Raw genomic sequence first — 7478 nt, 5'->3', positions numbered from 1 at the left:
CTTATTAACCATTTAGAGCGAATAAGCCTCACAGCCTAAATTTACCGAATCTTTTGTCGACTGTTGATTAAAAAACAGCTGAACAATAATTGGTTCATTTCTAGTCATGAAAAGCCCCTGAGGTGAAAGTAGACTAAGCTCTAGGTTACAGGCATACAGCATAAAGGATTGCTATCATGGATTATCTTGATAAAACAGCAAGCTTAACACCTCTAGAAAAAAAAATTATTGTTGAGAAAGCAACAGAATACCCTCATACCGGCAAATACAACCATTTAGCAACTCAAGGTACTTACTTGTGCCGTCGCTGTGGTTTAGCTTTATTTCGGGCACATAGCCAATTTAGCTCTGGATGTGGTTGGCCTAGTTTTGATGATGAATTGCCTCGTGCTATAAAACGTTTACCTGACGGTGATGGTCAACGTACCGAAATCCTCTGCACGCGTTGTGAGGCTCATTTAGGCCATGTCTTCCAAGGTGAATATCTAACCACTAAAAATTTGCGCCATTGCGTTAATTCCGCCTCTTTGGATTTTGTAATTGATGAGCAGGTGCTGGATAGTGAAGAGGCCATTGTTGCCGGCGGTTGCTTTTGGGGGGTAGAGCATTATTTGCGCCAACTACCAGGCGTCCTATTTGCTGAATCAGGCTATACCGGTGGACATCTGCTCAACCCTTCTTATGAACAGATTTGTCAGGGTAGGAGTGGTCATTATGAAGCGGTACGGATAATTTATGATCGAAAACAAACGGATTACTATCGGGTGGTAAAACGTTTTTTCGAGATTCACGACCCTACTCAAAGGACAGGACAGGGCCCTGATCTCGGGCAACAATACCAAAGTGCAATTTTTTATTATAACCAAGAACAATTGCAAACGGCGCAAGATTTAATCCAAGTATTAATGAATAAGGGCTACTCTGTAGCCACCCGTTTGTTACCTGCACAAACTTTCTGGCCGGCAGAAGAGTATCATCAGGCTTATTATAGCAAGCACCGTAAGCTGCCTTACTGCCATTCTCCGGTATTACGTTTTGAATAATAAGGAAGAGGGGATAGGAAATGAACCAAGATTTAAAGAAAATTAAAGAACTTTCTAGGTCTATTATCTTAGCTACTTTATGGCTAAGCTCAGAGTGCTCTGCCAAGGCTATCCACCAAAATTGTGATGGCGAGCAAAAAACGTGTTGTGTAGCTGAGGGCTTTAGCAAGGTCCCTCCTATGTGGGTCAATGGAGCTACTTGTCCGCAAGGGATGAGTGATGATCTAAGCTGTACTATTCAATATGGCTGCAAGCAAAACGATGAGCCAGAACTTAACTGAGTAGGCTAGGCGAGGAGCCATGAATTTTATAGCTCTAATTCCCGCATCTCCTATTTGCATTTAAAGCAAATGTTGCTAGAGTGAATATGAAAATATAGATTATTTCATAAACATCAATGACATTTTTAGCCGAGCAAAAAAGAGCTTCCCAATATATGAGCTATTATCAGCTAGCCGTCTTTATTTTTCTTTCTTGCATGCTCCTTAACTTAAGTTGCGCTAAAAGTCTTAAAGTTAATAAAAAAAAACCTACTCAAGAGGAAAACTCGAGAGAGGAGGAGAAGCCGCATTTTTCTGCTGAAAAACTGCTCAAACCTTTAACTGGATCTTTTGATATTAGCAGTAATTATATCTTTCGCGGCATCAGTTTTTCCTCTAATTTGCCCGCATTTCAAGGGGGGCTTAGCTATCTTTTTCCTAAAACGGGATTGTATGTTGATGTATGGGGCTCCAACGTAAAATTTTATGATTTTGTGGGGAATACCGCAACAGTAGAGCCGGACCTAGGTGGAGGTATTAGGAATACGGTCGGCACTCATTTTAGTTATGACTTTTCCTGGATAAGGTACAGTTATCCTAAAGCCTATCAGATTAATTTTGATGAGTTTTTAGCAAATTTCCAATACTTTTTTATCTCATCACTCATTGGTTACACGCGCAATTATTTTGGCACTGGCGGCCAAGGAACCTACACTAATATAGGTATTAATTACGATATCCCACCTCAGTACTTTTTTAATTTAAAGGATATAAATTTAAATGCTGGGATTGGCTATTATTACCTTCCTGAGTTATTTGGAAATTATGCTGATTATAAAATTCAACTGGGCAAAACTATAAAGAACTATAAATTATCACTGCAATGGACAGACACCAATCACAAATATAATATAGATCCTAATTTTGCAAATAGTAAAATTACCGCGATGATCCAAGTAAGTTTTTAAGAGAGGGCGTTTACTAATTGGAAGAAGCTTACTAAAGTTTAGGGCTAGGCTTAGTAAGTAAATGGATACCTTGCTAAATAAGGAAATTAACCCCCTATGAGAGATTTGCCGGAACGACGTGTTAAATGGTTAGGAACAGCAGCCCTTGCTTTAGGAGGTTGTAATTTAACGCTTTATACCATGGGTTCTTTAGTTCAAACTTATGGAAGTATTATCGTAGTCTTATTTATCGTAGGTCTTTTGCTTAGCTATTGTACGAGCATAGGTTTTCTTGAGTTAGTGTTAATGTTTCCTAATAAAACAGGGGGGATTACCACAGCCTGTACTGAAGCCTTTAAACCTTATAGCCCCATTATTACTAATATTGTCGGGGTGGGGTACTGGTTTGCCTGGCTTATGGCGGCTAGCTTTGCTGCTACTTATGCAGCAACTGTCATTCAACAAAGCCTGCCTTGGATATCCATTAATTGGGTTAGTACTTTTTTAATTGTCGGCGCGACTCTTTTAAACTTATGTGGCCTAAAGTGGACCCAGCGCTTTGCAATTCCTATTGCTCTTATGGCTTCCTTCCTTGGTTTATTAACCCTTTTAATTCCAGTTTTTGCCGGAGCAGTGGTTTGGGAGCAGGCCTTTAGCTATACTTTTATTTCCCCTTTCCAAAGCCAGTTTGGTAAATTATCCACTTTAATGGCTGCACTTTATCTCGTAGGCTGGATAGTTCCTGGCTATGAAAATGTTTTTTGTTATGTAAATGAAACGATTAACCCGCAAAAAAATGTCCCCCGAGCCTTATATATGACCATGGCTTTAGCAAGCTTATTTTATGGTGTCCTTCCTTTAATCTGGCTTGGTGTAATTGGTATGGAAGCACTTTCGCAGGATTTAATAGAAGTTTTAGCCCCGGTCTACACTCCTTTATTTAAACACTTCGCTCAAGCCGGTATTACTTGGTTTATTCTGTTTAATCTTATCATTTGCCTTATAGCGCCTTTAGCTGGACCATCACGGACGATGTCACAGTTAGCGCGAGATGGACTGGTTCCGCAATTTTTTGGTATTACCTCTCGGTTGGGAGTGCCTTGGGTATCTTTATTGATTACTGCCTCTATAGCCATCTGTATTATTTTTTTTGGTGCTCCTACCTGGCTAATAGCGGCAACTAATTTTCAATATTTACTTGCTATTTCTTTAGCAAGCATCGCTGTTTGGCTTTTAAGGAAAAACTGCCCCACAGCCCCGCGGCTATTTCGGGCGCCAAGCGTATGCATTTATTTGGGTTTATTTGCGGCCTGTATTTGGACGATTTCCACCATCTTAGGCTTTCGTCAATATGAGTTGGGGACGATGATTACCGGTTTTTGTTTTTCATCTTTGGGAGTACTGTTATTTTTTTGGCGAAAAATAAATGACCGTATAGAAAAGAATTTATCTTTATTTCCACATTCCCTGCATTTTAAATTAAGTGGGACTATGCTCTGTGTCCTTATTTTTGATGCTATAGGTTATTTAATCGCAGTTAATAGCTTGGCGAAAAATAATGAGTATGCTCTTATTTTGGAAGACATTTTTGTTATTGTCGCCCTACTGACTTTAACAGCAGGCTTAATTATTCCAGGAAAGATTGTCCATGCCGCCGAAGAGGTGAATTTAGCGGCGAAGCGAATTATCAATATTAACTTAGCCGAGCTTTCCTTGGCGATGGAAAAATTAGGAACAGGTAATTTAAATGATTTGAATGTCAGTCAAGAAGTAATTCCTATTGCCATTACTTCCCAGGATGAAATGGGGCAGATGGCGGCAAGCTTTAATCGTATGCAAGAGGAAATTAAAAAAACCTCTCTCAATATGAATTTTGTTCGCGATCGTTTACGAAAGGCGATGGATGAATTAAATCAATTAAATCAAGATTTGGAACAACGAGTCATTGAGCGAACCGAAAAACTTGAAGCAAGCAATAGACAATTACAAAACGAAATAGCGGATCGTAAAAAAGCCGAAGAAAAAGCGTTGGACTTGCATAGCCAATTGGTGGTTGCTGCCCGAGAAGCTGGAATGGCTGATATAGCAAGAAGTACCTTACACAATATAGGCAACGTACTCACTAGTGTTTCAACTTCGGCGAGTATTCTCCAAGAAAAAGTTCGTTATTCTAGAATTGAAAAGTTAAATCAATTATCCGTTTTACTGCAGGAGCATGAAAAAAATTTAGATGAGTTTTTGACCAAAGACGAAAAAGGAAAAATCATCCCTAACTACTTGACTGCATTAGCGCAGCATTTAAACGAAGAAAAAAACTATATATTGGATGAAATACACTGGTTACAAAAAAACATTAATCATATCAATGATATCATCGTCATGCAGCAATCGTTAAGCAAGACCTTAGGGGTAGTAGAAGATATTTCTGTCGCAGATCTTATTAAAGATGCGCTAGCTATCAACAAAGTAATTTATGAAGGTAAAAATATTCACCTTGAAGAACATATTGAACCTATATCGACGGTGACTATTGATCGCGTGAAGCTATTACAAATAATTGTCAATCTTTTTAAAAATAGTATTGAATCCTTGCTTGAATGCAGCAATGAGAATAAAACGCTTAAAATAATGCTTAGGCCTGTAGACGAACAGTATTTTAAACTGCAAGTTCAAGACAATGGTCTTGGTATTCTTTCCCATAATTTACAAAAAATATTTACGGCCCATTTCACTACCAAAAAAAGTGGTCATGGCTTTGGCCTTCATTCAAGTTCTTTAGCTGCCAATGAAATGGGTGGGGAGTTGACAGCGACCAGTGAGGGCTTGGATAAAGGCGCTTTATTTACTTTAATTTTACCTTATAAGAACGCTAAGGCTAATTCTTAACAGAAAGCTAAGGTTTTCAATTTATAAATCTAACTGATTGAATATTCTAGAGAAGTGCATGGTTTTGCGCAGGACTCCTTAATGGGAAGATGGGTTGTGCTGGTCTTTAAAAGGGAGGCGAAACAAAGGGCAACGCAACAATAATACCTTGCTAAATAGGAGTTGATTTTATTAACTTCTATCTAAATTAGATTGAATTTGTTTTTGAGAAAATCTATTATAATTAAGATAAACCAAAACATTAAACATGTGGGTGTATTTATCTTTTGTCTTTAGCTGATAGGGATATTTTGTAATAGGTTTATTGAACGATGTATGTACCCATAATTTATAAGTTTTGGTTCAATCTATTCGTAGCTACGCTGTGGTTTTGTATTTGTTTTTATATTTCTATTCCCTGGATTAAAGATTTGGCGCTTTACATAAGCCTCATTCCGGCAGCTATTATTGTGCTCTCGATTGCCTTAATTCCGGGCTTTATGTTTATGTTTTTATTAGTAAGCTATTTAACCGATCAAAGAAAGAATAAAGCTTATCTGGGCGACTACCCTCCGCTAACCGTCCTTATAGCCGCTTATAATGAAGAAAACTCTATTGCGTTTACCTTCAACTCTTTAAAAAACCAAAATTATCCAGCACCCATAGAAATTATTCTTATTGATGATGGTTCCTCCGATAAGACTATCGAGCAGGCCTTGGGGGTAGGGCTAAAATCCTTATTAATTCTAAACGCTCAACATGGCCGAAAAGCAGCGGCTTTGAACATAGGCCTGCGTCAGGCGAGCACTGAATACATCGTCACCATTGATGCTGATACTTATTTAAAACCCGAAGCTATTTTGCAACTGATGATTAAGCTTCTAAACGGCCCCCCGGGAACTGTTGCGTGTGCAGGTTCGGTTTATGTTAAAAATTCCCGTGCAAGTCTTATGACCAGAATTCAGGAATGGGATTATTTTCATGCTATTGCCGCTATCAAACGCTCCCAAAGTATGTATCAAGGAACTTTAGTTGCTCAAGGGGCCTTTTCAGTGTATATGAAAAAAGCCTTAATCGAGGTGAACGGTTGGCCTCATGGAGTGGGTGAAGATATTGTTTTAACTTGGGCTTTACTAAGTAAAGGCTATCGTATTGATTTTGCCGAATATGCAATTTCTTTTACTAATGCACCAGAAACCTATCAACAATTTTTCTTCCAGCGTAGTCACTGGGCCCGGGGCTTATTGGAAGCATTTCGTCAACATCCTCAGGTATTACGTAATTTTAAATTGCCAACCTTCTATATTTATTGGAATTTATTTTTTATTATATTCGATAATATATTCTTCTTTGTATTTATACCCGGAATTATTGCTGCCTGTTTTGGCCATTTCTATATTGCAGGGCCAATGACTCTAGCGGTTCTGCCGCTGGGGTTTTTAAATAATTTAATATTTTATATCGGGCAAAGGGAATTATTTAAATTAAATGGCCTGCGGGTACGAAAGAATATCCTTGGTTTCATTATTTATGTTCTTTGTTATCAATTTTTAATGAATCCAGCAGTAATTTATGGTTATCTCTCCGAATGGTTCCATCGTAAAAAAACCTGGGGGACTAAGGAAGAATAACGGAGTGGATATTGATTAACAGGAATTTATTGCTAGCCCTGAGCTTTGCTGGTCTTTCAACTAACTTATATGCGCAAGAGCCTGCTGACTATTGGCAGCAATTTAAAAAGGCTAAGCAACTTTGCGAGCAAAATAAATTTAAGGATGCCTTAGCCATTTTAGAAGCGCTTGAGAAAAGCAAAGCTGATTATAATATTGAACTGGTTTTAGGCGATACTTATTCCGCACAAGGAAAGCTAGCTCAAGCACTATATACCTATCAATTGGCTTTAGAGCATGGCACTGCAGCAAAAAATAGCGTCATTGAACGCGTTGCTTTATTCAAAATTGGGCGGGTGCAATTAGCTTTAAAAAATTACCCTGCCGCTGCTGCCATTTACCACCGCTTGTTAGCCACGAAATTAGATAAAGAGGATGACGCTGTTGCGCGCCAAGGATACCAAACGGCGCATGATAATGCAGTTATAGAGCTCTTAGAAAAGGCACGTCTTTTAATCGACAAAAATGAAGGGAAGCAAGCTTATCAGCTCATAAAACCGCATCTAGTTGAGGAGAATGCCTTTAGTTTTTATATTATTGCAGCTCAAGCCAAGGCTATTATGAATGAGCCCTTTGATATAGGCGCGGATTTTTAGACGAAAAAAAGGTATTTTTAAGAGCTATTCTTCTAATATAAGAGGGGAATAGAATGACCAAAAAGCGAAATTATTACACTGCATCAAAAAAATCAAA

Annotated in this window: 6 protein-coding genes; all 6 read left to right on the top strand. The window is 38.4% G+C overall.

Features of this window, described 5'->3' with window-relative positions:
- The first annotated feature begins 173 nt into the window (after window positions 1-173).
- The 6 genes from ELY15_RS12020 (at window position 174) to ELY15_RS11995 (ending at window position 7381) form a co-directional block, all read left to right on the top strand.
- Window positions 174-1043 (top strand): bifunctional methionine sulfoxide reductase B/A protein, encoded by an 870-nt coding sequence (locus tag ELY15_RS12020; RefSeq protein WP_233586692.1) that lies wholly within the window; start codon window positions 174-176, stop codon window positions 1041-1043.
- Window positions 1044-1063: 20 nt separating this feature from the next.
- Window positions 1064-1324, top strand: a complete 261-nt coding sequence (locus tag ELY15_RS12015; RefSeq protein ID WP_127100347.1) for a hypothetical protein — start codon at window positions 1064-1066, stop codon at window positions 1322-1324.
- A 155-nt stretch (window positions 1325-1479) separates the two neighbouring features.
- Window positions 1480-2271, top strand: a complete 792-nt coding sequence (locus ELY15_RS12010; protein ID WP_158617470.1) for a TorF family putative porin — start codon at window positions 1480-1482, stop codon at window positions 2269-2271.
- Window positions 2272-2367: 96 nt separating this feature from the next.
- Window positions 2368-5136, top strand: coding sequence for an amino acid permease (locus ELY15_RS12005; protein ID WP_127100343.1), 2769 nt, complete (start codon window positions 2368-2370; stop codon window positions 5134-5136).
- 311 nt (window positions 5137-5447) lie between these two features.
- A complete protein-coding gene (locus ELY15_RS12000; protein WP_199744217.1) occupies window positions 5448-6746 on the top strand; it encodes a glycosyltransferase in 1299 nt (432 codons plus the stop codon).
- Window positions 6747-6757: 11 nt separating this feature from the next.
- Window positions 6758-7381, top strand: a complete 624-nt coding sequence (locus ELY15_RS11995; protein WP_158617469.1) for a tetratricopeptide repeat protein — start codon at window positions 6758-6760, stop codon at window positions 7379-7381.
- Window positions 7382-7478 lie beyond the last annotated feature (97 nt).

This window comes from Legionella sp. km772, assembly GCF_003989735.1.
Taxonomy (GTDB): domain Bacteria; phylum Pseudomonadota; class Gammaproteobacteria; order Legionellales; family Legionellaceae; genus Legionella.
This window is presented reverse-complemented; position numbering and strand designations above follow the sequence as displayed.